This is a genomic window from Halosimplex yunnanense (assembly GCF_054504345.1).
This window is the reverse complement of sequence record NZ_JBTJEL010000036.1, coordinates 305912-328242: the sequence shown is the minus strand read 5'-3', so window position 1 is coordinate 328242 and position 22331 is coordinate 305912. Positions and strand designations below refer to the sequence as shown.

The 22331-nt window shown below is 63.4% G+C and carries 15 protein-coding genes; 10 read left to right on the top strand and 5 right to left on the bottom strand.

All coding sequences use genetic code 11. The features are described 5' to 3' along the window. The first annotated feature begins 87 nt into the window (after window positions 1-87). Window positions 88-1764, top strand: coding sequence for a thermosome subunit alpha (gene thsA, locus AB2U09_RS17770; protein ID WP_459194279.1), 1677 nt, complete (start codon window positions 88-90; stop codon window positions 1762-1764). A gap of 235 nt (window positions 1765-1999) precedes the next feature. Here the strand turns inward: thsA and AB2U09_RS17765 are convergent, their stop codons facing one another. Together AB2U09_RS17765 and AB2U09_RS17760 are read right to left on the bottom strand one after the other, a co-directional pair. Then, window positions 2000-2761, bottom strand: coding sequence for an IclR family transcriptional regulator (locus tag AB2U09_RS17765; RefSeq protein ID WP_459194067.1), 762 nt, complete (start codon window positions 2759-2761; stop codon window positions 2000-2002). A 456-nt stretch (window positions 2762-3217) separates the two neighbouring features. After that, window positions 3218-4459, bottom strand: a complete 1242-nt coding sequence (locus AB2U09_RS17760) for a mandelate racemase/muconate lactonizing enzyme family protein (RefSeq protein WP_459194066.1) — start codon at window positions 4457-4459, stop codon at window positions 3218-3220. Window positions 4460-4610: 151 nt separating this feature from the next. Here AB2U09_RS17760 and xacF point away from each other — a divergent pair, with 151 nt between their 5' ends. Continuing rightward, window positions 4611-6062 (top strand): 2,5-dioxovalerate dehydrogenase, encoded by a 1452-nt coding sequence (xacF, locus tag AB2U09_RS17755; RefSeq protein WP_459194065.1) that lies wholly within the window; start codon window positions 4611-4613, stop codon window positions 6060-6062. Between the two features lie 640 nt (window positions 6063-6702). Here the strand turns inward: xacF and AB2U09_RS17750 are convergent. Then, on the bottom strand, window positions 6703-7728 hold the full coding sequence (locus AB2U09_RS17750) for a tyrosine-type recombinase/integrase (protein WP_459194064.1): 1026 nt from the start codon (window positions 7726-7728) through the stop codon (window positions 6703-6705). After that, entirely contained in the window at window positions 7721-8155 is a 435-nt protein-coding gene (locus AB2U09_RS17745) for a DUF5805 domain-containing protein (protein WP_459194063.1), read from the bottom strand. Before AB2U09_RS17745 ends, AB2U09_RS17750 begins: the two co-directional genes overlap by 8 nt. Window positions 8156-8923: 768 nt before the next feature. Between AB2U09_RS17745 and AB2U09_RS17740 the strand changes: the two genes are divergently transcribed. From AB2U09_RS17740 to AB2U09_RS17730, 3 genes are all read left to right on the top strand, one after another. Further along, window positions 8924-9778 (top strand): hypothetical protein, encoded by an 855-nt coding sequence (locus tag AB2U09_RS17740; protein WP_459194062.1) that lies wholly within the window; start codon window positions 8924-8926, stop codon window positions 9776-9778. A 2545-nt stretch (window positions 9779-12323) separates the two neighbouring features. Beyond that, entirely contained in the window at window positions 12324-13277 is a 954-nt protein-coding gene (locus AB2U09_RS17735; RefSeq protein WP_459194061.1) for an ABC transporter substrate-binding protein, read from the top strand. 1 nt (window position 13278) lies between these two features. Continuing rightward, on the top strand, window positions 13279-14520 hold the full coding sequence (locus tag AB2U09_RS17730; protein WP_459194060.1) for an ABC transporter substrate-binding protein: 1242 nt from the start codon (window positions 13279-13281) through the stop codon (window positions 14518-14520). Between the two features lie 150 nt (window positions 14521-14670). On the opposite strand, the gene AB2U09_RS17725 is transcribed toward AB2U09_RS17730, so the two are convergent. Further along, entirely contained in the window at window positions 14671-16575 is a 1905-nt protein-coding gene (locus tag AB2U09_RS17725; RefSeq protein ID WP_459194059.1) for a PDC sensor domain-containing protein, read from the bottom strand. Between the two features lie 318 nt (window positions 16576-16893). On the opposite strand from AB2U09_RS17725, the gene kdgK1 reads away from it, so the two are divergent. The 5 genes from kdgK1 to AB2U09_RS17700 all read left to right on the top strand — a co-directional run bounded on the left by kdgK1 (window position 16894) and on the right by AB2U09_RS17700 (window position 22323). Then, a complete protein-coding gene (kdgK1, locus tag AB2U09_RS17720) occupies window positions 16894-17850 on the top strand; it encodes a bifunctional 2-dehydro-3-deoxygluconokinase/2-dehydro-3-deoxygalactonokinase (RefSeq protein ID WP_459194058.1) in 957 nt (318 codons plus the stop codon). Between the two features lie 67 nt (window positions 17851-17917). Then, a complete protein-coding gene (locus AB2U09_RS17715; RefSeq protein WP_459194057.1) occupies window positions 17918-18430 on the top strand; it encodes a hypothetical protein in 513 nt (170 codons plus the stop codon). Between the two features lie 166 nt (window positions 18431-18596). Next, window positions 18597-20372, top strand: a complete 1776-nt coding sequence (pyk, locus tag AB2U09_RS17710; RefSeq protein WP_459194056.1) for a pyruvate kinase — start codon at window positions 18597-18599, stop codon at window positions 20370-20372. Between the two features lie 111 nt (window positions 20373-20483). Further along, a complete protein-coding gene (locus tag AB2U09_RS17705) occupies window positions 20484-21176 on the top strand; it encodes a rhamnogalacturonan acetylesterase (RefSeq protein WP_459194055.1) in 693 nt (230 codons plus the stop codon). A 166-nt stretch (window positions 21177-21342) separates the two neighbouring features. Continuing rightward, window positions 21343-22323 (top strand): ROK family protein, encoded by a 981-nt coding sequence (locus AB2U09_RS17700; RefSeq protein ID WP_459194054.1) that lies wholly within the window; start codon window positions 21343-21345, stop codon window positions 22321-22323. Window positions 22324-22331 lie beyond the last annotated feature (8 nt).

The window sequence follows — 22331 nt, the reverse complement described above, 5'->3', positions numbered from 1 at the left end:
AGTCGCGCTCTGAGCGCGGCGAGGGTGCGTTCGGAAAGCAAATCTTATTTCCGCCAGACGCGGTTGTGAGCACACATGGCACGACAGATGGCCGACGGACCGATGGTGGTCCTGTCCGACGAATCGCAGCGCACGTCGGGCGAGGACGCCCGGTCGATGAACCTCGAGGCGGGCCGAGCGGTCGCGGAGACGATCCGCACGACGCTCGGGCCGCGCGGGATGGACAAGATGCTCGTCGACCAGGGCGGTAACGTCGTCGTGACGAACAACGGCGTGACGCTCCTCGAAGAGATGGACGTCGACCACCCCGCCGCCGACATGGTGATCGACGTCGCGACGACCCAGGAGGCCGAGGTCGGCGACGGAACGACCTCCGCCGTGATCCTCGCCGGTGCGCTTCTCTCGAACGCCGAGGACCTGCTCGAACAGGACATCCACCCGACCTCGATCGTCGCGGGCTACCGCCACGCGGCCGAGGCGGTCGTCGACGTGTTCGAAGACATGGCGACCGAGGTCGACCCCGACGACGAGGACGTCCTCGAACAGGTCGCCGGCACCGCGATGACGGGCAAGGGCGCCGAGTCCGCGAAGGACCTGCTCTCCTCGATGGTCGTCTCCGCGGTCCGGGCCGCGGTCCGCGACGACGGGACCGTCGACCAGGACTCGGTCGTCGTCCGCCAGTTCTACGGCGGCTCCATCGAGGACTCGGAGTTCGTCGACGGCATCCTCTTCGACATCGAGCCGGTCAGCCAGAACATGTCCCGCGAGCACGAGGACGCGAACGTCCTCGTCTACGAGGGCGCCATCGAGGTCTCGGAGACGGAGGTTGGCGCCGAGGCCAGCGTCGGCAACATGGACGAACTGCAGGGCTTCGTCGAGCGCGAGCAGTCCGAGCTGGCCGACATGGTCGACCGCATCGTCGAAGCCGGCGCGGACATCGTCGTCGCCGACGGCGGCATCGACGAGTTCGCCGCCGAGCGCCTCGCGAAGGAAGGCATCACGGCCTACCGTCGCGTCGACGACGACAAGCGCGCGCGACTCGCCGAGGCCACGGGCGCCGAGCAGGTCGGCGACCTCGACCTGCTCTCCGAGGAGCACCTCGGCTTCGCCGGCAGCGTCAGCGAGCGGGTCATCCGCGACAAGACCGTCCGCCGGCAGGCCGACCACGAGAGCACGACGGTCTTCAGCGACCTCCCCACCGAGGGCGTCGGGACCATCGTGCTCCGCGCCGGGACCGAGCACGTCCTCGACGAGGTCGAGCGCGCGGTCATCGACAGCGTCGGCGTCGTCTCGGCGGCCATCGAGGACGGCGCGGTCCTGCCCGGCGGCGGCGCACCGGAGATCGAGGCGTCGCTCGCGCTACGCGAGGAGGCCGACTCCGTCGAGGGGCGCGAGCAGCTGGCCGTCGAGGCCTTCGCCGAGGCCTTCGAGGACGGCCCGCGGACGCTCGCGGAGAACGCCGGTCACGACGCTATCGACGCGCTGGTCGACATGACCGCGCGTCACGACGGCGGCGACGTGAACGTCGGCATCGACGCGGACACGGGCGAACTCGTCGAGATGTTCGAGGACGGCGTCGTCGAACCGCTTCGCGTGAAGACGACGGCCGTCGACTCCGCCGTCGACGCGGCGACGATGATCGTCCGCATCGACGACGTCATCTCCGCCGGTGACCTCTCCGTCGGCGACGACGAGGAAGACGGCGCAGGCGGCCCGCCCGGCGGCGCCGGCGGCATGGGCGGCGGTATGGGCGGCATGATGTAAGGCCAAAAAGCCGGTCGCGTCGCGGCTCTGCGGCCGGTGAATCGCTCACCTCGGCCGATTTCTCTATTTCAGTGTCGGCGTATCTAAACCAGCAGTCAGCGGTTCGCAGTTCCAGCATCCGGCGCCACAGGCGCCGGTTCACCGAATTCGCGCCCCGCGCGAATTCGGCCTTTTTGCCCCATCTTTTTGGCGGAGGGGTGGGCGCGGTTTGCCCACCCCTCCGCCAAAAAGGTGGCTAGGAGTAATTGTGTTCGAGTTCGACGACGTTCGCAGCGCCGAGGACGGCCTGTCTGAGGTCCTCGTAGAAGCGGTCGTCGTCCACGCGGTGGACGGGACAGGAGACGCTGATAGCGGCGATAGCGCGGTCGTCGTCGTCGGTGATAGGGGCCGCGACGCAGCGCAGTCCGTTGAGTCGCTCCTCCTCGTCGACGGCGTAGCCCTGATCGTTGATATCCGCGAGTTCGTCGAAGAACGCGCCACGGTCGGTGATCGTGTGTTCCGTCTCGGCGGGCATTCCGCGCTCGTCGAGGATGTCGGTGACTTCGTCTTCCGGGCGGAAGCCGAGGATGGCTTTCCCGAGGCCGGTGCAGTGGAGGCGGACGCGCTTGCCCTCGTAGGTGTCCAGGTCGACGGCGTTCTCTCCTTGCGACTGGTAGAGGTAGATGCCCATCCCGTTTTTCTCCACGAGTAGGTTGACCAGCTCGCCCGTCTCGTCGGCGAGGTTGTCGACTTCCTTGTGCGCGGCGTCGAAGATCTCGTTGCGCTGGCGGGCGTACGCGCCGAGCCCGAGGAATGCGAGGCCGATGTGGTACTCCTCGCCCTCCTTCACGACGTACTCGCGGTTCGCGAGCGTGTTGAGGTGGTTGTGGACCGCGCTCTTGCCCACGTCGACCCGCTCGGCGATCTCCGAGACGCCCGCCCCGTCGAGTTCCTGTATTATCTCGACGATCTGCAACGTCCTGTCGACAGTCGTTACTGGGTGCTTCGGCTGTTCCATACCCGTGTATCCACAGCGGGTCACTTACCTGTTCTGTTCGATAGAACCGCCGTTCTCAATCCGGGAATCGATACCGGACTCCTCACACTGGGACGAAACCAGAATCGAGTGCCCGCCCTGTATAAGTGGAATCGGGCGCGACATCGTTTCAGATTCTGAAACGATCAGGGTCGACGCGGTTAGTTATGTAGGCCCCCGTCGTCGCGGACCGAGCGGGAATACGGACGACCGGAGATCGGTGTCGAGAGTGGCTCTGAGAGCGACACAAATTCGGACCGATTCGAAACGCTGTTCCGGGGGAGAGAATGTGGAACGGACGGCGCGACAACGCGAGAGAATCAGCAGCGCAACCACACTGGGCCTGTTCCCCGGTACGGTCGAGTGGAAAAACCGCTTCGAGTGCGGATTACGCCTCGTCGAACGAGTCGGACCGAAGGTCCGCCGGTTCGACGCGGTTCAGGGAGACGCGTCGAACAGCGTCTCGCCTTCGACCATGTTCTCTTCGACGGCGTCGAGGTCGAGGGTCAGGCCGAGGCCGGGCTCCTCGGGGATCTCCATGTACCCCTCTTCGATGAGGTCGTCCTCTTCGACCAGGTCCTCCCACCAGCCGAGTTCGTAGGAGTGGTACTCGACGGCCAGCGAGTTGGGGATGGTCGCCGCGAGCTGCGCGGACGCCATCGTCCCGATGGGCGAGGAGACGTTGTGCATTGCGACGGGGATGTAGTACATGTCCGCCATGTTGGCGATCTTCTGTCCCTCGCGCAGACCGCCGACGCGCGGGATGTCGGGGGCGATGATGTCGATGGCCTCGTTCTCGATGAGGTCGCGGTTGCCGTGGGTCCGGTAGACGTTCTCGCCGGTCGCCAGCGGCGTGGCGGTCGACTGCGTGACCTCGCGCTGGGCGTCGTGGTTCTCCGGCGGGACGACGTCTTCGAGCCACCAGACGTCGTACTCTTCGAGGCGCTTGGCGAGCCGTTTCGCGCTGCCGGTGGTGTACGACCAGTGACAGTCGAAGGCCACGTCGGCTCGGTCGCCGACGGCTTCGGTGGTCGCCTCGACGATCTCGGCCTTGTGTTCGATCTCCGGGGCGCGCATGTGGCGGTTGGCGCGGTCCTTCTCGTGACCCGAGGGGACGTCGAGGTCGAACTTGATGGCGTCGTAGCCCAGTTCCGAGACGACGCGGTCGGCTTCCTCGGCGCAGGCCTGCGGGTCGGCCTCGTCCTCGGTGTGGAGGTCGCAGTAGACGCGAACGTCGTCGCGGTACTTGCCCCCCAGCAACTGGTAGGCCGGGAGGTCGACGAGTTTGCCCGCGACGTCGTGCAGGGCGATCTCGATGCCGGAGATGGCGGAGATGACCTTCCCGGAGATGGAGCCCTCGCCGGACATCTTCTGGATCATGTGCTCGTAGAGGCGGTCGATGTCGAGGGGGTTCTCGCCGACGATGAACGGCTTCATCCGCTCGATGATGGCGGTGTCGCCGCCGCCCCAGTAGGACTCGCCGGTGCCGACGACGCCGGCGTCCGTGTAGACGCGGACGAGGATCCACGGGTAGTTGCCGTCGACCATCGTCGTCTGGACGTCGGTGATCTCGGCATCGCGGACGCCGCCACGTTCCTTCGAAACGCCCATCGTCTCCGCTGAGAGGTCCCGCATCGTATACTCAGCGTTCGGGTCGCTAATCGAGTCGAAATCGACCATGGCTACATCTCCCAACGTAACCTCTATAAAGTTTCCCACATCCTTCAGGTCGGTTCCGACGAAACGTGAACCCGGAACCGAGTCAACGAAAACGGCCCAACATCGCCTGTATGAAAACTCGTAAGTGCTCACCAGACAACCGTCTATGTGCATGACAGAGACCACGAACCTGTACATCGACGGCGAGTGGGTGTCCGCCGAAAGCGGGGACACCTTCGCAGTCGAGAATCCCGCGGATACGACAGAGACGGTCGCCGAGTACGCCAAGGGCTCCACCGCGGACGCCCAGAAGGCGATCGACGCCGCGAACGAGGCCCAGGCCGACTGGGAGGCGATGCCCGCTCCTGACCGCGGCTCGATCCTTCGCGAGACGGGGAAGCTGCTGGAGGAACAGAAAGACGAACTGACCGAACAGCTCACCCGCGAGGAAGGTAAGCCGCTTTCCTCGGCCGCGGGCGAGGTCCAGCGCGCCATCGACATCTTCTACTACTACGCCGAGAAGGCCGCGGACAACGCCGGCAAGCGCAAGGGTCCGAGCGGCGGTCGCACGTCGGTCTACACGAAGCGCGAGCCGCTCGGCGTCGCCGGGCTCGTCACGCCGTGGAACTACCCCATCGCCATCCCCGCGTGGAAGATCGCGCCCGCGCTGGCGACGGGTAACTCGATCGTCATCAAGCCCGCCTCGGCAGCCCCCGGTCCGGCCGCTAGCCTCGTCGAGGCCCTCGAAGAGGCCGGCCTTCCGGACGGCGTCATCAACTTCGTCCCCGGCTCCGGCAGCGACGTCGGCGCCGAACTGACCTCGAACGACGGTATCGACGCCGTCTCGTTCACCGGCAGCTCCGAGGTCGGCCACCACGTCTACGACGCTGCGACGGACAACATGGCCCGCGCGCAGGCCGAGATGGGCGGCAAGAACCCGGCCATCATCACGGACAGCGCGGACGTCGACGAGGCGGTCGACATCGTCGGCGCCGGCGCGTTCGGCGTGACCGGGCAGGCCTGTACCGCCTGTTCCCGCGCCATCGTCCACACGGACGTCTACGACGAGTTCGTCGAGGGCATCGTCGAGTACGCCGAGTCCCTGGACATCGGCCCCGGTCTGGAGGACCCCGGCATGGCCCCCCACGTCACCCAGAGCGAACTCGAGTCCACGCTCGAATACGTCGACGTCGCCGCGAACGAGGGCGCTACCCACAAGACGGGCGGCGAGCGCCCCGAAGGTGACGAGTACGAGAACGGCTACTACGTCACGCCCGCCGTCTTCACGGACGTCGAGCGTGACATGCGCATCTTCCAGGAGGAGGTCTTCGGTCCGGTCCTTGCCGTGACCGAAGTCGAGGACTTCGACGAGGCCATCGAGGCCGCCAACGACAGCCAGTTCGGTCTCTCCTCGTCGGTCGTGACGACCGACCTCGAAGAGGCACACGAGTTCATCGAGCAGACCGAAGCCGGCGTCGCGAAGGTCAACGAGAAGACCACCGGGCTCGAACTCCACGTGCCCTTCGGCGGCAAGAAAGACTCCTCGACCAACACCTACCGCGAGCAGGGCGACGCCGGTCTCGACTTCTTCACCGAGATCAAGACCGTCTACCTGAACACGTAACGCCCTCACCGCGAACCCCGGGAGCCCCGCTCCCGAATTGACGTCTCGTCGCGGGATTTTGTCTTTCGAACGGCTTCGTCATCTGTCCAGTATTATCGGACACTCTCGAATAGCTGTTCTCTATCGATTACTATCGACAGGCTCTCAGAGAGCCAATTTCTCGAAACCGACCCGGCCGAAAGACGGTACACCGTCCCGAATAAACAAACAATTGTTCCGAATTTTCAGGACGCCGTACGAAAGTGATCTCGCGCTGCGGCGGTTTAGCCAGTGATTTTCGCAATGATGTCCGTGTACGGGCGTCTCAATATACCCAACTATCATTCAGACATGCCGAACACAGATCTCTCGAGGGTCCATAGCGACCGGCCATGACAGTACTACTGCTGTAATCTATCAGCGAGCATCGACCCGGAGATCGGGCTGACGGCTTGACTTCACCAGGCCACTTGCGGTGCAAGCGCCGGTAGAGGGCCACAGAGCGCCGTAATGCCTCGATTCCGTCGCCAAGAGAAACGACTGCTAAACCACTAATTCTGTATAGCGGTATGTAGTTTATCAGTTCGAAGTATGACGCCCGTCACAGATCGATCGTTGACAATACTGGGAAGTCCGAGCCGAGATCCGGGCAGAACGAGGGTCAGAGAAGGCGGTAGATGTTCGCTTCGTAGACTTCGCGGACGCGGTCTCCCCAGTCGTGCGTGTACGTATCGATGACGTCCTGTGCGACATCCCCTCGCAGGTACTTGACGATCCCCCGATCGCCGGTGCGATCCCGGAGGTGTGTGGTGAAAAAGTGCCGGAAGTAATGCGGCGTGACGTTCTCCTCGGCGCCGCCGCCGTCTCGGTACCACCCCTGCTCGCGGGCATGGGTCTCAACGATGTGATGGACCATGTCCGGAGTGAGTCGCTTGCCCCACTCGTCGGTCGTACTCACGAACAGGGGGTCCGCATCGGATCGCGGATCCGGCCTGATCGCCAACCACTCGACGAGCACGGCCGTCAACTCCTCGTCGATCGGTATCGTCGTTGCGCGTTTACGCTTGTTCGATGCCGTTCGAAGCTCGTCGTTGTATACGTCGCCAGCCCTCGGTTCGTCGTCGACGTAGATCGAGTCCGGCTTCCCGTCCAGTTGCGGTCGGTGTGACGACTCGAACGGCGACTCCGCGATCGAGATGTCCCGTCGGTCGAGATTGCAGAGTTCGCCTGCTCGCATCCCGGTCTTGAGGAGCGTTACGACGACTGCCCGTTCCATCGGGTGGGTGACGTTGGAGACGAACGAACGCATCGCGGGAACGGTGATGTCACGCCGCTCCGGGTCGGTGTTGATGGACTCGTCGATCTCTTCGAGGACGAGCGCCATCGGGTTGTCGTCGAAGGCCCCAACTTCGGTCATGTAACCGTAGAACCGATGGAGATAGGAAGCGTAGGTCGCGACCGTGCTCTCCCCGACGGATCCCCGCAACCGGTGGATCCAGGCCATGCAGTCCCGGTGGTTCGCCGCCGCGAGCTCCAGACCGCGTTCCGAGAGATACGCCTCGAACTCCCGGAGTACGCGCTCGTACGCATCGCGGGTCCGCTGGCTTTTGCCCTGAAACGTAATGTCTTCGAGGAAGTAGGTCACTGGGTCTTCGGACCCGTCGCTTTCGTGGTCGGCTCTACTCATCGATCGTGTAGCCTCCATTGCGACCGCTGTAGGTAACCATCCCATCGGACTGCAGTTCCTGGAGCGCCGACTCTAGCTCCGCCTCGATGTCGTCGGCGACTTCGTCCAGCAACTCGTCCCATGAGAGATACTCGGCGGAACGGAGGACCTCTATAACCCGATCTTCCATCTCCGTCCCCTGGGGGTCGGCGTCCGAAGACGGGGTCGAAGCGGATTTCTCGGAATCGGACTGAGGACCCCCGGGTACAGTCGTCGAGCCGCCCGATTCGTCGCCGAAACCCCGACGGCCCGCTTGGACCATCGTTCGTACGAACTCACTGCGGCTCATCCCGAGTTCCTCGGCGTGTTCATCCCACTCTTCACGCTGATACGTCGGGACGTACGTCCGCACAGAAACCCGCGACGTGTCGACATCGGACTCTCCCATCGTTCACAACCACACAGTGTGGGACAATTAACCTACCGCTACATTCCCTGATCAATATTCCTCGTTCTCAGAAACACCGGTATATATCTTCTACTGGAGGATTTAGAACCCGCAGGATAGGGCTTTGAACACAAATAAGACCATTTAGTTGTGAATATGGGATATAGAGGTACGACCGACCGTTGTGGGTCTCGACTATCCAACGTGAGGGGACCCGCTGCCTACACTGATAGCTATCAATCGGAACTCACTTCGATTACTCAATTAATCCATCAGTTCGATGTCGCAGTTGTGAGTGAATCATTACGAATCGGGTAGCTCAATAATCGATGAGTGAGTGCCAGTTTGTCGGTTCGGGCCAGGGCCCAAGCTTATCGACTACGTGAAACAAAGAACGCGTACGTTGGAGAGACGCACCGCCCAGTTGCTCGTGCTCCAGTGCTTGTAGTGTCTGTTCGGAACCTTTGATTGACGGGCAAACGAAGGTACGCAATTACAGCGTATTCGCCCTCAAACCCCCATTGAGGAAGCCCTCGGCGTCGCATACCCGGGACTGGTTTTTGAGATGTCCCCCCACCAGTGCTACCAGTGAGTCAGTGGGTCGACCAAAACGAGCCGGGACAGGGGCGTGATGATCGCCAGCTGCGAAAGAGGGCCGGAGATCTACTCGACTGACCTCGGTAATAAAAAACATCTCATGTCTCACCCGTCATAATCTGAAGCCCAGAATTAACCACTAATAAGTACTATAATGCTCGTTGGCAAGTAATGGACTCTAATCCGGATATTAAGCGACGAAAGTTCATCGGTTCAGTATCGCTCCTTGGCGCAACACTTCTCTCGGGTTGTTCGAGTTCAGGAGACGACGAGGGAGACATTCAAGATTCGGACGGCGACGGTGTGATTGACAGTGAAGATTATGCCCCGAATGACCCAGATGTTCAAGAAAAAAGCGATCTCGAAGGAACTCCCACGCCGCCTGAAATTGACGGTGTAGGAACTCTCGGGGAGATAGATATAGAAGAATCGGATACCGCTACGCCCACACCGTCGAAGGATAATGGAATTGATGGGCTGGAAGAGGTCGAATTCGAGACAAAGACGCCCCGAGAAAGCCCCGTCATTGTGACGGATATTCGGAATCCGAAGCCGGAGGCAGTCTCAATCGATAACACGCATCTACAGGGGAACACGTACGATTTTACAGCAACTGTAGAGAATACCGGGACTGCAGGCGACATTGGAATGACGTTAGTTCTCCTTGAAGACCCTGCAGATGACCTCTACTCTGTAGGATCGAAGAAAGTTCGGTCTCAGAAGCGCTTCTTCTCTTCTGGAGAGCGAAGAAGTACGACAATGACAGCCGAGCTCGAAGACGGATACGAGGGGTACGGGTTCCGACTTTGGGCGGGTGAAGTCGAAGCAGATGTCAAAAATCGGAGCGACTCTAGTCAAATTTCAGTACAATTGATGAACGACAAAATGGTAGGTGATACTGGCGTGGTCATTGAAGAGAAAACCGTAGATATCAGTCGAGGTACGACGAAGACAGTACTGTTCGAGGGCGAATATGATGGATTTCTGTTTGAGGATGTGACGGTCGAAGCGCAGCCCGTTGAGTGAAGATACCGTTCTACTCTGTTGGTCCGCACTGTATGAGCATTTCTAAGAGCACATCTCAATTTAAATAGCGGGCAGACAGACCGGCCTCGAAATCCCATGGCAAGGCGTCGAGTCATCCACGAATCCATCTCGGAAAACGATTCACCGAGGGGATCCTCTGGTAAGCGACCTCGTCAAGTTCGTTCGAAGACCGAAGTACGCTGAGACCTCACCGACGAATCGAAACTTGGGGGCGCTTTAGTGCCCCAGGAAAGCGCGGACAAGTTCGCGAGCAGGAGTCAAACTCGCAGTTGTCAGCGAACACTCCGTGTTCGAGATGATTTGGGGCTCCTCGAAGGCCTACGGCCGCAGTTTCGCCAGCATAGTACCTGAGTCGTCTTGATGATTGTTCCGGTCTGGAATCCTCAACACACCGGCGGCGTCTTTCGTCATCGGCCGGATCCGGGCTGTCGAACGCACTGTCGCATTGTAAGAAGAAGCCCCAGCATTGAAGATCCGTGCTGCACTATCTACTGGTAGTCACAGTGGGCGTTGGTCGGAACCTTCCCTATATCGACATACGATTTACGAGCTACAGGCCGAGTACTGTATGCCCAACCGCGAAGACGAAAAATCCATTCGAAGAGTGCCTCAGAGAGCAGTTTCGATATTTTGGTGGTCTTCTGTCCCGAGAACTCAGGATCCGATCTGACACCGGGATCTTGATGGGATTCCTCTGTCCCAGTCAATGACCCCAAAACCCGTTGGCGTGTGGACCGAATCTAATCTAGGGGAGGATCTCTCGATAGAGAGCGAACCCGTTCACGCCCGATCGGCGACAGGCCAGGTAGGCCAGTCGCGAAGTAGTTGGGGTTCATACATTTTGGCCACGATCTTGGAGCGTCTCGTGTCGACGCAACCCCTGGGGTTAGACGATGAAAGATGGACCTCAAGAATACCCACTGCTGGGAAATATCTCGTAGAGTAGCTGCCGAAAACACGTCAACTTTGATCGGCCCCGTTCCCGAGGCTGCCAATCTCCGGGGACGGAACTCAGCTCGGTTCCTGAGTCGCTGTATCGCTGGGTCGTGTGTCCGATCTGGTGGAGCGTTACTCCTCCGTGGGCCAGATACACGGATAAAGACCCTTATTTGTGTATTGGACACTGATTTAGCGCAGTTGGTTGGAAGATTATCTGTATTTATGCATCCAGGGCCCGTCATTTCAACCATATTCACATCTAAAATCTCGAGTGGTGACTGGTTCAGCTGCAGTTGGGTCGCAGGTCCGAGTTTCCGCCTGTCTGCCCACTGCCATCAGGTCCATTCCGTCGCTACGATTATTTTGCTTCTGTCGGGGGTTGTATCTGAACGACTCGCGAATTCCGGTTGGTGATTTCGTCTGGTCAACGCGGCCGCGGAATCAGTGGCAGCACAACTTTGCTTCGAGGAGACAAACTCAAAGACCCGAGTGAACGACGAGAGACGAATTATTGCCGGACCCCCGTGGAGATCGTACTCTGCGTCGTATTATCCCTGTTATCCCGAAATTTGGGAGAGATTGTCCGTGTGTAGACTGAACAACCGCTGAACTCGCTATAGAAGGCCTCAAAGAGGGTGTGTGACTCGAATGGGCGCCATCCGCGGACAGGCCAAATACGCCATGATCGGCGATGTGAGCGGCTACTTTGTTGATCGGGCCGAACCGTACCTCGAGGCGTATTTCCGCCCCACACCAACCACGACGGTAGAAAGAGCGATCCGGTCCATTTGGACTCTGGATTGAAGGAAAGCACCCCTATCCGGCCTGAAGAAAGCGCGGGTATGTCACCGAGTATATCCCGGTCTAACGCCTCTGTCCCTCATCTCCGACCAGCACCAGCAGTCACGTACCGAGGAGACGCACTTGCTGGCGTTGTCGATCGTCCAGTTCCAGTCAGTGATCTGGTCGTCCGGGTGCTCGTATTCACCATAATGACAGATACCCATCACCACTGCCGTCCTGCTTCGTGTAGATAAATCATATACCGCTATACGAAATTCGACGCATTTCATCCGGCTTGGCGAATTCTGAACCGCGAATATATCGGCGGGCTCGACCCTCACGAGAGGAGATCGCGATACCAATGACGCATCGGCGACACTGGGTTTGAGATCCAGTCCCCCAGCCAACGGGACCAGTAATTGTTTTGGCTCGCCTAAATTCCGGAAACGATTTATGTGTTTTAGGATAGCCTAAAATAAGGTGCCGAACAGTGAGTGAGAATCCGACGCGCAGAGAATACCTGAAGTACAGTGGGATGGTCGTCGGTGGAACGGCGGCCGCCGGATGTTCGAATGCCAACGGTACTTCGACACCGTCCAGCGAAACGAGTCCCAGAACGACCGAAGCCAGTGCCCGCAGTTCGTCGAGTAGCTCACCGACGGACACCGAAATGGCGGCTCCCGATAGTACCGGCACGTCTACCCAGACAGACGGGTACTCGGTCGAGATGGCGCCGATGGGCGAAGTGGTCTTCGAGTCAGTGCCCGAGAGCGTTTATACGGGGCTTCCCCACACCGCCGACATGGCGATCGCATCGGGGCAGGCTGACGCCATCAGCGCCGTGTACTATCCCCAGTACCACGGCACGTTGATGAACCACTTCTACGATCGGCTGGAAGGCGTCTCCTTCGAGTACGAAGACCTCGCCGACTCGTGGAACCTCGGCGTGGAGGGATTCTACGAGCTTGATTGCGACGTCCACCTCACTGACCCCGCGTACGCGTCGACACTCGAGAACCTCGACGCCGACGACGTCGCCGAGATCCGCGAGCAGGTAGCCCCGTGGTTCGGAAACTACTACAGCGACCAGCGGCGCGACCCGCCCGAGCAGTGGGCGGACGAGTACCGCTACTACTCGCTATGGGAGATATACCGACGAGTCGCAGAGGTGTTTCGCGCGGGTGAGCGAGCGAGCGCGCTCGTAGAAGTCAATACGTCGATGCGCTCGACCATCGAATCCGAGCTACCGCCGGAGTCCGAACGCCCCACCGTCGCGCTCGCGTTCGAAGGCGACGGAGAGACGTTCTGGGTGTACCGGCTCAACGCCGACGGGTTCCTGACGGAGCACACGCGGCCCCTCGGTGCTCACGATGCGTTCGCCGACACCGAGTTCGACGGGCCACAGACGCAGGTCGACTACGAGGCGATGGCCGAAGCGGACCCGGACGTAATCCTCGTCCTGTTCACGATGGCCTCCAGTTACAGCATCGCCGACATCCGCTCGGGTCTGGAGGACGACCCCGTCGCCGCACAGATCACTGCTGTCGAGGACGACAACGTGTACGCACAGGGCGCGCGCTATCAGGGCCCGATCATGAACCTGTTCCAACTGGAGATGACTGCCAAGCAGTTGTACCCCGACGCCTTCGGCGAGTGGCCGGGGTACATCGACGGCGAACCCTACCCCGAAATCCCCGAGGACGAACAGCTCTTCGACCGCCAGCGAGTCGCCGACGTCGTCAACGGAGAACTCTGAGATGAGCGAGGATACCGATGAGACGGCCCGACGGGACGCATCGACGCGAAGAGACTACCTGCGCTACGGCGGCGCCGCTCTCGGCGGCGGCCTGCTCGCGGGCTGTACCGGCGACGACGGGAAGACACCGGCCACAACCGGTACCGACGGGGCGGAGACGGCCACCGAGACACCGGCGGATACGCCGACGGCAACGAGTGTCCCCTCTGACACGGAGTCGCCGACTGCGAGCGATCCGACCGGGACCGACGCTGGGTACTCGGTGACGATGGAACCGGTCGGAACCGTCGAGTTCGACGAACCACCCGAGACGTGGTTCCCGTACACAGGTGATTACGCCGATATGGGCGTCGCGCTCGGCGAGGGTAACGGGCTCTCGGCGATCGGCGTGCGCGCCCGGTTCGGCACCCACTACTACGAGGAACTGCCGGGCGTCTCCGTCGACAAGAGCGAACTCACGCAGCTCTGGCAGGACGGCACCGGCAAGGAGATCTTCTACGAACTCGACGCCGACCTCCACGTCATCGACCCGAACTTCGCGGTGAATCGGCTCCAGTGGAACCGGGAGGACGTCGCCGAGATCCGGGAAAACGTCGCGCCGTTCCTCGGGAACACTATCTTCTCGCGCGCCTACGACTGGCACGACTACGCGGAGTACTCGCTGTACGAGGCCTTCGAGAAGCTCGCGCGAGTCTTCCAGAAGCAGGACCGCTACGAGGCCTTCGAGCAGTACCACGACGAGGTTATCGCGGACGTACAGGGGCGTCTCCCGGACGAGACGCCCGACATCGCGGTGCTGTACCCGGCAGACGTGCCGCCGGAGTCGTTCTACCCGTACCTCGTCGGGTCCGGAACCCAGTCCAAACACTGGCACGACCTCCGGGTCGGCGATGCGCTCGCAGCCAACGGGATCACCGATGCGCAAGCGGGCGGGAGTACTATCGACTACGAGACGCTACTGGAGATCGACCCCGATGCCCTCGCCGTTCGGCTTCAGGGCGAGATCACCGAGGAGTACTTCCGGAGCGAGATCGTCTCACACCTGGAGGATCACGACCTGGCCAGCCAGCTTACCGCGGTCCAGAACGGCCGAGTCATCTACGGCGGACTGACCTACCAGGGGCCGATCATCCACCTGTTCCAGCTCGAGCGAGCGGCCCAGGGGCTGTACCCCGACGCGTTCGGTGACGAGCGACTGTTCGACCGCCAGCGCGTCGCCGACATCGTCAACGGCGAGTTCTGATCGGTACGGGGCGGACAGCCTGTCGAGCGATTTTACGTCGACCTGCAGTCGTCCCGAAGCGACCGCTCCGTAGCTGTGACCTACGCTGAAAAAAGCGTGAAAATCGAACCGTCGTCTCGGTGAGCGACGGGTCGTCGTCGATACGGCGAGTTACTCGGCGTCCTCGCCGTCCGGGCCGGTGGCCTCCGGGCCGCCGGCGCCGGTCTGGAAGACGAACTCGTGTTCGGCGTCCGTCTCGAAGTTGTTCAGGCCGTCACCGAGGTACTGCGCGTAGCGGACGAGTTCCTCGGCGCGCGAGGACACCTCGTTGAGTTCGGCCGCCTGCTCCTCGGCGGCGCCCGCGACGTTCTCGCTCTCGGACATGGTGTCCTCGGCGAGATCCGCGGCGTCCTCGATCAGGTCGGCCACCTCGCGGATGTTCTCGAGCGAGTCGCCGAAGTCGACGCCGGGGTTGGCGTCGGCGAACTCGTCGAGCTGTCCGGCGACGCTGTCGATGTCCTCGGAGATGCGTTCCAGGCGCTCCTTCTGGTCGTAGGCGTCGTCGGAGATGCGCTGGATGGAGTCGGCGACCTGCTCGCTGGCGTCGCGGACCGTCTCCGCGCTCTGCTGGACGGACTCCCCGCTGTCCTCGACTTCGACGGCGAAGGTCTTCAGCTGGCCGGTCGTCATCTCCAGTTCGGTCAGCATCTCGTTGAAGTCCTTGGCGATCTGGTCCATCGCCTCGTTCTCGCCTTCCGGTTCCATGCGCCGGGTGAGGTCACCGCGCGCCCCGGCCTGCATGATCTCGGAGTACTCCTCGGCTTTCTCCTGGAGGTAGTTACTCATCTCCATCGCTTCGGCCCGCGAGACTTCCGCTTCCTTGCGGGCGCGCTCGGCCTCGGAGATCTGCTCGCGGAGCGCGTCGCGCATCTCGGCGAAGCCGTCGTAGAGCTGACCGATGCTGTCGATACGGCCCGACTCGATCTCGACGTCGAGATTCCCTTCCTCCATCTCCTGAGCCTTGCCCCGGAGACGGTCGATCGACGACGAGGTGTTGTAGCCGAGCACGGCGCCGATGACCAGCATCAGCAGGACGGCGCCGGCGGTGGCGATCAGCCCGGTCTGGGACACCTGTTCGACGTCGCCGAAGAGGACGTCGCTCGGGGCGTGGACGACCACGGCCCAGTTTTCGGCGTTCCCCGGCAGGATGACCTGCGAGTACCCGACGGCGTACTCCTCGTTCATGACCTGCTGGTTCGTCTTGCTCGATTTGACGCCGCTCGGGTCGTCGGACAGCGAGAGCGCGGCGTTGACGACGCCGGCGTCGCCGTAAGTCCCGAGCGTCTCGTCGGTGTCGAAGTCGGTTTTGGCGCCCTTCTCGTCCATCTGGATCACGCCGGTCTTGTTGACCACCATCGTGAACCCGCCCTCGGCGCGCTCGGATCCCTGGAGGTCACTGGCGATGTTGGAGATCCCAACTTCGGTCAGCAGGTAGCGATTCTCGGTCCCGTTGACGGGACTGAGAAGTCCCATCACCGGGCTCCCGCTGCCGGTCGGCCGGTAGATGTTCGAGACGAACACCTCACCGGTTTCGCTGAAACTGGCCCTGGTGACCCACTGCCGGTCCGTCCCGGAGAGGGACTGGCCTTCGACGGATCCCGTGCTCGCGACGACCTTGTAGTCGCCTCCGACCTGCTGGACGAGATGCATCGAACTCACGTCGCTCGGCATCTCCTCGTTCATGCGCTCGCTGAGTTTGTCGGACATCCGCGAGCGGTCCGAGCCGGCGAAGGCGGGCGTGCTCGACGCCAGCCGCGTCGACAGCCGGTTGGTCTCGATCCACTGGCTGATCAGGTTCCCCTCCTGAGTCGCGAGTCCGCGATACTCGCTTTCGATCTGATCGTGGGTGTGGGCGCTGAACTGCTGGGTTCCGACGAACCCGACCGCGCCGATCGCGACTCCCATCACCAGCAACACGATGAGGAACTTCAGCGCGAAGCGCTTCCGGATGAAGTCCGGAACCACCGTCCGGACGATCCCCATCAGGCCACCGCCGTTGCCGCCGTCACCGCTCATCGTTCCACGCTCCGACGACTCGTCGGCCGTCGCTCTGCACTGTGATCGTCGTCCGGGAAGTCTCCCCGCGATCCCGATTCGGTCCGTTCGCGTAACCCCTGTTGCCCATAGGATTTCATGTCCGACTATCTCATATATAGCTTTGGAGAATCTTGGGCGTTCTCGCAGCCTGACAATACCGATTCGGCAACCAGTTGGTAACATCAAGAATCCAACTTTTTTCCGCAGGCCGGCGCCTCTCCCCGGTCGTCAGGCGGGGCGGGGGTGAGACGGAGCGATACCTGCGGATTTAAGCACGGTCCAGTCCCATCGAGGGACATGACTGACCTCGTCTCCTTCGGCGAGTCGATGCTCCGACTCTCGCCGCCGGGCCAGCAGCGCCTCGAAGCGATCGACAGCCTCGACGTCCACGTCGCGGGCGCGGAGAGCAACGTCGCCGTCGCCGCCGAGCGCCTCGGCCTCGACACGGTCTGGCTCTCGAAACTCCCCGACTCACCGCTCGGTCGCCGCGTGACGAGCGCGCTCGGCAACCACGGCGTCGACGCCGAAATCGTCTGGGACGACGACGCGCGCATGGGGACGTACTACGTGGAGATGGCCGGCAAACCCCGCGGGACGAACGTCATCTACGACCGCTCGGACTCGGCGGTCACGACGGCGACGACCGACGAACTCGATACCGACCGCATCGCCGAGGCCGACGCCTACTACACGTCGGGCATCACCCCGGCGCTCTCGGAGACGCTGCTGGAGACCAGCCGCGAACTGCTCGCGCTCGCGGGCGAACACGACACGACGACGGTCTTCGACGTGAACTACCGCTCGAAGCTCTGGTCGCCCGCGGAAGCGCGAGAGACGCTGGAGGGGCTGTTCGACGACATCGACGTGCTGGTCGTCGCCGAGCGCGACGCCCGGGCGGTCCTCGACCGCGAGGGCGACGCCGAAGCGATCGCCCGGAACCTCGCCGACGAGTTCGACTTCGAGTTGACCCTGATCACCCGCGGCGGCGAGGGGTCGCTCGCGCTGGAGGACGGCGAGGTGTTCGAGCAGGGCGTCTTCGAGGCCGACGAGTACGACACCGTCGGCACCGGCGACGCGTTCGTCGGTGGCTTCCTCGCCTCGTGGCTCCCGGGCGGATCCGTCCCGGACTCGCTCGAGTACGGTGCCGCGACCGCCTCCCTCAAGCGGACGATGCCCGGCGACGTCGCGCTCGTCACCCCGGACGAGGTCGAACGCGTGGTCGAACAGGGCGAACAGGGCGGCATCTCCCGCTAACGGGACCGAGAGGCGAAGTGGCGTCCTCGCCCCGAGAGTTATCTTCTCCGGTGGTGGATCACCCCCTGTGCCCTTCACGCCGTTTCACCTCGGCCCCGCGCTGCTGATCGCCCTGATCGGTCTCCGCTGGCTCGACCTCCCGACGTTCCTCGCCGCGAGCGTGCTCGTCGATGTCCGGACGACGCTGGTGTTTTTCGGCGTCCTCGACGGACCGCTGCACGGTCCGCTGCACACGCTACTGGGTGCGACAGCGCTTGCCGTCGTCCTGACGGTCGCGGCGATCCCGCTTCGTCCAGTGCTCGATCCGGTTCTCGACAGCATCGGGGTCCCACAACCGACCTCACCTGCTCGTATCGCGGCCGCGGCGGTCGTCGGTTGCTGGTCGCACGTCGCTCTCGACGCGACACTGTACACCGACGCGCGCCCGTTTGCACCGGTCTCCGCAGTGAATCCCGCTCTCGGGGCGGTCGCTCCCTCGACCGTGTACGTCGGCTGTACCGCGGCCGGAGTTGTCGGAGTCGGACTATACGCCGCATCGGTGCTCGGCGGCCGCTCGTTCTTCGATTCGAAGTGGATCTGATGAGACTCACCGACCGGGACGTCGCGGCGGCCGGTCGCGCCTAACCGGTCGCGGGCGGCGGGGTCGTGGCGTGCAGGAGCGCTGTGGAGACAAAGTCATTTATCCCTGCCGGGGGAAGCCGTTCACATGAACCGAACGCACGCTCGCGCGGAGGGAGCGATCTGAGATGCGCAGCGCGAAGATCGTCTGCACGCTCGGGCCGGCCAGCGAGTCGGAGGAGACCGTCGAGGGGCTCGCCCGGGCGGGGATGTCGGTCGCGCGGATGAACGCCAGTCACGGGACGCCCGAACACCGCCGGGAGCTGATCGACCGGATCCGGGCGGTCGACCGTCGCATCGACAGCCCGGTGGCGGCGATGCTCGACCTGCCCGGCCCGGAAGTCAGGACGGCGCCGGTCCGCGAGGAGATCACGCTCGAAGGCGGATCGTCGGTCCGCTTCGTCGAAGGCGACGAGGCGACGCCCGAGGAGATCGGCGTCTCCCACGACATCTCCGCGGTGGAACCCGGTGACACGGTCCTGCTGGACGACGGCCGCATCGAGACGACCGTCGAGTCGGTCGCCGACGGGGTCGTCACCGCGACCGTCGAGAACGGCGGGAAACTGGGCGCGCGGAAGGGCGTCAACGTCCCCGGCGTGGAACTGGGCCTGCCCGTCATCACCGAACAGGACCGGAAGGAACTGGAAGTCGCTGCGGAGAAGGAAGTCGACTTCGTCGCGGCGAGTTTCGTCCGGAACGGCGAGGACGTCTACGAGATCACGGACGCGCTGGACGAACTCGGCGCCGACATCCCGGTCATCGCGAAGATCGAGCGGGAGGTGGCGGTCGAGAACCTCGGCGGCATCATCGACGCCGCCTACGGCGTGATGGTCGCCCGCGGCGACCTCGGCGTCGAGTGCCCGCTCGAGGACGTGCCGATGATCCAGAAGCGGATCATCCGTCGGTGCCACGAGGAGGGCGTGCCCGTCATCACCGCGACGGAGATGCTCGACTCGATGGTCCACGCGCGCCGGCCCACGCGCGCGGAGGCGTCGGACGTGGCCAACGCCGTCCTCGACGGCACGGACGCGGTCATGCTCTCGGGCGAGACGGCTATCGGCGACCACCCGGTCCGGGTCGTCGAGACGATGGACCGGATCGTCCGCGACGTCGAGGAGTCGCCGGAGTACGCCGAGAACCGCGAGCAGCGCGTCCCCGCTGCCGACGAGACCCGCACGGACGCGCTCGCCCGCTCGGCGCGGTTCCTCGCCCGGGACATCGACGCCAGCGCCGTCGTCGCGGCGAGCGAGTCCGGCTACACCGCGCTCAAGGCCGCGAAGTTCCGCCCGCCGATCCCCATCGTCGCCTCGACGCCCAGCGAGGACGTCCGGCGGCGCCTCGCGCTCTCGTGGGGCATCATCCCGAAGAGCTCGCCGTACACGGCCGACGGCGCGGACGCGGTCATCAACAACGCCGTCCAGTCGGCGCTTGACACCGGCGCGGCCGAGAGCGGCGACACGGTCGTCGTCCTCTCGGGGATGATGACCGAGCTAGAGGGCGTCAACACGGCGAACATGCTGAAGGTCCACGTCGCCTCCGAGACCATCGGCTCGGGACGGTCGGTCGTCGAAGGGCTGGTCTCGGGCGAACTCCACTGGACCGAGGACGGCGACCTCTCGGAGGTGTCCGAAGACGCGATCCTCGCGGTCCCCGAGGACTTCGACGGCGAGTTCACCGGCGACGTCGAGAAGCTCGCGGGCATCATCGACCGCCACGGCGGCATGACGAGCTACGCGGCCATCGTCGCCCGCGAACTCGATCTGCCGATGATCTCGAACGCGTCGCTCCCCCGCGACGTCGACTCGGGGACGGTCGTGACGCTCGACGCCGAGCGCGGCATCGTCTACGACGAGGCGATCCAGAGCCGGGCGCGCGAGCGCACCGCGAAACGCGATTCGCTGTAACTGCCGGCGGCCCGCTCGCGACGCTGGGGTTCCTCCCGCCCCCGCCGTCGTTTTCGACCCGCTCGTGCGGTATCGACGCACATATGTCTCGGCACGTCAACTCCTCGGGAAATGCCGAGCGAGTCGATCACCGTCCACCTGATCGGTGACTCCACGATGGCCGAGAAGGACCCCGAGGAACGCCCCGAGACGGGCTGGGGAATGCCGTTTCCCGAGTACGTCGACGAGTCCGTCACGGTGCGGAACTACGCCCGTAACGGGCGCAGCACCCGCACCTTTCTGGAAGAGGACCGCTGGGAGCCGGTCGTAGAGAACCTCTCCGAGCACGATTACGTGTTCGTCCAGTTCGGGCACAACGACGAGGTTCCCTCGAAGGAACAGTACACGCCCCCGGAGGAGTTCGTCGCGAACCTCGAGAAGTTCGTCGGCGAGACGCGCGAGCACGAGGCGAACCCGGTCCTGCTCACGCCCATCGCGCGCCGGCACTTCGACGAGGACGATCAACTGGAGGACACCCACGAGGAGTACGCGGCCCTGACCCGGGACGTCGCGCGCGAGCGCGACGTTCCGCTGATCGACGCCGACGAGCGGAGCCGAGCGCTCCTGCGTGAACTCGGGCCGGAGGCGTCGAAGTCGCTGTACCTCCACCTCTCGCCGGGCGAGCACGACAACTACCCCGACGGCATCGCCGACGACACCCACTTCAGCAGGGAAGGGGCGCGCCGCATGGCCGAACTGGTCCTCGACGGGATCGGGGACCTCGGCCTCGAACTGGCCGCCCGGGTGGTGCGGGACGACGAATAGGCGGTCCGCTGCGCCGGCCCAGTTCGATTTTCGGATTCCGTGTAGTGACAGCACTTCGGCGTCGCCGATCCGCCGGTGGGCGATCGAGGCGGTCGCGACGAAACGGGTACTCGGGTGCGGGTGAATATGTGCAGTTAAGTAGCGATGGGACGACTCATCGAGTACAATGGCCACCTACGCAGGAGTCGACCTCGGCGCGACGAACATCCGCGCCGTCGTCGGCGACGAGTCGGGGGGAGTCCTCGCCTCGCGTCGGACCGAGACCCCGCAGGGACCGAACGGCATCGCGGTCACCGAGGCGGTCCTCGACGCACTCCGGGGGGCGTGCGACGAAGCCGGCGTCGAGCCGACCGCGATCGTCGCCGTCGGCGTCGGGTCCATCGGTCCGCTCGACCTCGCCGAAGGGGTGATCGACAACCCGGCGAACCTCCCCGACTCCATCGACCGGATCCCGCTGACCGGCCCGATCGGCGAACTCGTCGACAGCGACGAAGTCTACCTCCACAACGACACCACCGCCGGCGTCATCGGCGAGCGCTTCTACTCCGACCGCAACCCCGACGACATGATCTACCTGACCATCTCCAGCGGTATCGGGGCCGGCGTCTGCGTCGACGGCGAAGTCATCCAGGGGTGGGACGGCAACGCCGGCGAGGTCGGCCACATGACCGTCGACCCCAACGGCTTCATGACCTGCGGCTGCGGCGTCGACGGCCACTGGGAGGCGTACTGCTCGGGCAACAACATCTTCCGCTACGCCCAGCGCCTCCACGACGAGGACCCCGTCGAGACGTCGCTGCCGCTCGAGAGCGCCGAGTTCTCCTCGGCGGACGTCTTCGCCCACGCCAACGAGGGTGACGAGTTCGCCGAGTACGTCCTCGACCAGGTGACCCGCTGGAACGTCATCGCCATGGCCAACATGATCGACTCCTACGCGCCGCTGGTCATCTACGTCGGCGGCGCGGTGACGCTCAACAACCCCGAGCGGACGCTCGACCCGATCCGCGAGCGGCTCCCCGACGTCGTGTTCGGGAACGTCCCCGACCTGCAGCTGACGACGCTCGGCGACGACGTGGTCGTAAAAGGCGCGCTCGCCAGCGCGATGACCGGCGGCACGGGCGACCGGACGCGGCTCCGGTCGAACTGAATCCGGGT

Excerpts from the sequence above, each read along its gene's own strand:
- thsA (WP_459194279.1), top strand. The coding sequence starts at position 88 with ATGGCCGACGGACCGATGGTGGTCCTGTCCGACGAATCGCAGCGCACG.
- AB2U09_RS17765 (WP_459194067.1), bottom strand. The coding sequence starts at position 2,761 with ATGGAACAGCCGAAGCACCCAGTAACGACTGTCGACAGGACGTTGCAG.
- AB2U09_RS17760 (WP_459194066.1), bottom strand. The coding sequence starts at position 4,459 with ATGGTCGATTTCGACTCGATTAGCGACCCGAACGCTGAGTATACGATG.
- xacF (WP_459194065.1), top strand. The coding sequence starts at position 4,611 with ATGACAGAGACCACGAACCTGTACATCGACGGCGAGTGGGTGTCCGCC.
- AB2U09_RS17750 (WP_459194064.1), bottom strand. The coding sequence starts at position 7,728 with ATGAGTAGAGCCGACCACGAAAGCGACGGGTCCGAAGACCCAGTGACC.
- AB2U09_RS17745 (WP_459194063.1), bottom strand. The coding sequence starts at position 8,155 with ATGGGAGAGTCCGATGTCGACACGTCGCGGGTTTCTGTGCGGACGTAC.
- AB2U09_RS17740 (WP_459194062.1), top strand. The coding sequence starts at position 8,924 with ATGGACTCTAATCCGGATATTAAGCGACGAAAGTTCATCGGTTCAGTA.
- AB2U09_RS17735 (WP_459194061.1), top strand. The coding sequence starts at position 12,324 with ATGGCGATCGCATCGGGGCAGGCTGACGCCATCAGCGCCGTGTACTAT.
- AB2U09_RS17730 (WP_459194060.1), top strand. The coding sequence starts at position 13,279 with ATGAGCGAGGATACCGATGAGACGGCCCGACGGGACGCATCGACGCGA.
- AB2U09_RS17725 (WP_459194059.1), bottom strand. The coding sequence starts at position 16,575 with ATGAGCGGTGACGGCGGCAACGGCGGTGGCCTGATGGGGATCGTCCGG.
- kdgK1 (WP_459194058.1), top strand. The coding sequence starts at position 16,894 with ATGACTGACCTCGTCTCCTTCGGCGAGTCGATGCTCCGACTCTCGCCG.
- pyk (WP_459194056.1), top strand. The coding sequence starts at position 18,597 with ATGCGCAGCGCGAAGATCGTCTGCACGCTCGGGCCGGCCAGCGAGTCG.
- AB2U09_RS17705 (WP_459194055.1), top strand. The coding sequence starts at position 20,484 with ATGCCGAGCGAGTCGATCACCGTCCACCTGATCGGTGACTCCACGATG.
- AB2U09_RS17700 (WP_459194054.1), top strand. The coding sequence starts at position 21,343 with ATGGCCACCTACGCAGGAGTCGACCTCGGCGCGACGAACATCCGCGCC.